The following is a 2,819-nucleotide window of genomic DNA, read 5'->3' as shown; positions in this document are numbered from 1 at the left end:
TTAAAGCCGCGCTCACAAACCCGGATTTTGTGTTGCACCCCAATAAAAAGCCCGATTTGCTTTTCATCAAGCAAGAGGGAGATCATTTTTTCTTTGTAGAGCCCCATAAATACAATACCGAAGCATTTGGTTATGGGCGCTTGAATCCTTATGAGTTTGAAGAGTTTAGAAAATCTGGCAAATACACCCAGCCACTAGAGGGCTATCAGATGCCCCCTAAGCCTTCTAAACCTAGCAGGGCTAAAGAAAAGAGTGCCCCTAAAGAAGAGCCACCCCAAAGCCGGCAAAACATTGAAGCTAACCCCGCTTTTGGGGAGAATTTTAAAGAATTTGCCCTTAAGGGCAAAGAGGCGGTTAGCAAGCTTTTAAAAGAGAGACGCGGGCAAGTGAGCGGAGCGTTTTATAAAGAGGGATTGGGCTATATTGATTTGGTGTGGGGAGAGTTTGAGCTCAAAGCCGCACCGGGAGCTAAAAAGCCCAAGAGTTATGGGCTATCTAAAATCTTAGAGAAACACGCTAGCGACTTTGAGAGCTTTAAGGGGGCAGATATTGGGGAGAAGTTAGCAAACGGGTTAGAGTATTTGATTAAAAATGGGGAAGCTAAGGACGAGAACAATGTAAAAACCATCATTGGCAAGCACAATGGGGAAACTTTTAGGGTGGGGTTGTCTAAGGGGTGGAACCACAAAGGGGACAACTATTGGGTGATTACAACCTATAAGCTAGATAAGTCGCCCGGTTCAGATGTCCTACCAAGTAACCAGATTGCTAAGAGTGATGGGACTAATCTACACTCTAACGACTCGACTAACAATACCACATCCCCCCTTAAAGCCCAAGAACAAGATGAGATCGCCCTAGAGCCCGCACAGATTGAAGAAAAAATACAAATGCCCTCCGCTAAAGCAATCACAGAGGCGAGTGCTACCATTAACTATGCCCCTTCAAGCATTGAGAAAAAGCGCGCAGAACTTGAAAATCTCCTAGAAGAAAGGGAGAGAGTTAGAGAAGGGGGCATGGAAGCGATTCGCAAAATTTACCCGAACGCTAACGAAGACACATTAGAAATTGCACTTAATAGACTTAGCGAGGACATCGCAAGATACAGAGAGCTCATTAAGAGCAATGAACATAACTTAGAAAAGGCGCAAACCCTTTTGAAAGAGAAAGCCGCGCGCGCGAGCTTTAAGCAAAACTTAGGCCCCATTGGTAAGGCTAAAGTAGCCTTTGCTAAGGCCACTAAAAAAGGATACATATATGGAGAGAGAAACAAGTATCTAACTAACTTGCTTGTAAAGTGGGCGCAAGATAAAGGACATCTTAAGGATGTAGAAAAGAGCAAAATGGGGATTAGTCCCAATTTCAATACTTTTAACCATCCGCTTTTGCGCAATGAGTTAGACAAGGCACAAAGGGTTCTTACAAAGTTAGAGAAGTTAGAGCCTAAGAGCATCACACCAGCGATGCGCGCAGAGATAGCGAGAATGGAGCGCAGCGCCCAAGAACAAGAAAAAGACCTTGCGGCGTTTAAAAAGGCGTATGAAACATTTTTAAGAAATTGGGAGAAGGTACACCAACAGAGTGCCGACATAGCATGGCCTGTTTATAGCAAGAAAGATGGGTTTGTTCATCAAAAGCCTAACCCCAATAACCCCATGGAGAGGGAGTGATGTCCCCCTATCTGAAGCAAAAGAGTTTTTACCTTGATGACAATAGTGTCGCATTGAATTTAACACAGACCTACAATGGCAAAGATTGGGACTTTAAAGCCGCGCTCACAAACCCGGATTTTGTGTTGCACCCCAATAAAAAGCCCGATTTGCTTTTCATCAAGCAAGAGGGAGATCATTTTTTCTTTGTAGAGCCCCATAAATACGACAACGAAAGATTTGGTTATGGGCGCTTGAATCCTTATGAGTTTGAAGAGTTTAGAAAATCTGGCAAATACACCCAGCCACTAGAGGGCTATCAGATGCCCCCTAAGCCTTCTAAACCTAGCAGGGCTAAAGAAAAGCAGGAGAGTGGGGTTAAACCTAGCGCGGTGATTCAAAGCCCAGAGGAGAAAGAAGCTTTTATTAAAAGCCTTGATTTGCGTACAAGTGCTACGCCTATCCCCGCAAGTTTGGATGTAGAAGGGTTTTTAAAGAGTTTAAAGGGGGTGAAGAATCATAAGAGGTTTATAGAGCATTTGGCAAGCAGGGAAGATAAGCAAAGACGCTTAGGGTTTTTAAATTTAGTTGAACCTACACTAAATCATCCGGATTTTGTCATGCTTAACAATGATGTGGGGAGAAAGAAATATGCCAAGGTTTTTCAAAAAGACAATGGGAAACATTTAACCTATTTGTTGGTTACAGCTGAAGATGATAAGCTACTCATCACAGGGATACCGGATGTCAGAAGGAGCTACATTATCAAGGAGATTAAAGATGCCGACATTATCTACTCTTTCATTCGACCGGGCAGCTGAAGATGCTAACGCACCAAGTAGGCTACTTCTTGCAGGGTAGCTAAACCTTTCTTAATTTCATATAAGAAAGTATGGTGGAGGAAGTCCTAACAGCACAAAACCCTTGGCTTAAAAGGAAAGTTTGCCGATGAAAAAACTTTTCTTCTGTGTGTTAAGGCGTTAAATCCACAAGAAAGGAGAGCAGTTGCTCACCCCCTACCTTAACCAAGTCTTTCAGGCGGACGCAATGGCGTTTATGCAGGGCTTGCCTGATGCTTGTATAGATTGTGTGTGTATGGACCCGCCCTATTGTAGCGGGGGGGTAAAAAGCTTGAACGCGCGCAATGCCGGGACTAATAAGAAGTATTGC

General features: G+C 43.7%; 2 protein-coding genes. Both read left to right on the top strand.

The annotated features are described in order from the left end of the window. Positions 1-1,670: putative barnase/colicin E5 family endoribonuclease (locus EAO38_RS08405; protein WP_456237299.1), on the top strand; the 1,670-nt coding region annotated here is incomplete at its 5' end. Next, on the top strand, positions 1,670-2,470 hold the full coding sequence (locus EAO38_RS08400; RefSeq protein ID WP_121022853.1) for a PBECR2 nuclease fold domain-containing protein: 801 nt from the start codon (positions 1,670-1,672) through the stop codon (positions 2,468-2,470). The genes EAO38_RS08405 and EAO38_RS08400, both read left to right, overlap by 1 nt. The last annotated feature ends 349 nt before the right edge of the window (positions 2,471-2,819 follow it).

This window comes from Helicobacter vulpis (genome assembly GCF_003660395.1).
Taxonomy (GTDB): Bacteria; Campylobacterota; Campylobacteria; order Campylobacterales; family Helicobacteraceae; genus Helicobacter; species Helicobacter vulpis.
This window is presented reverse-complemented; position numbering and strand designations above follow the sequence as displayed.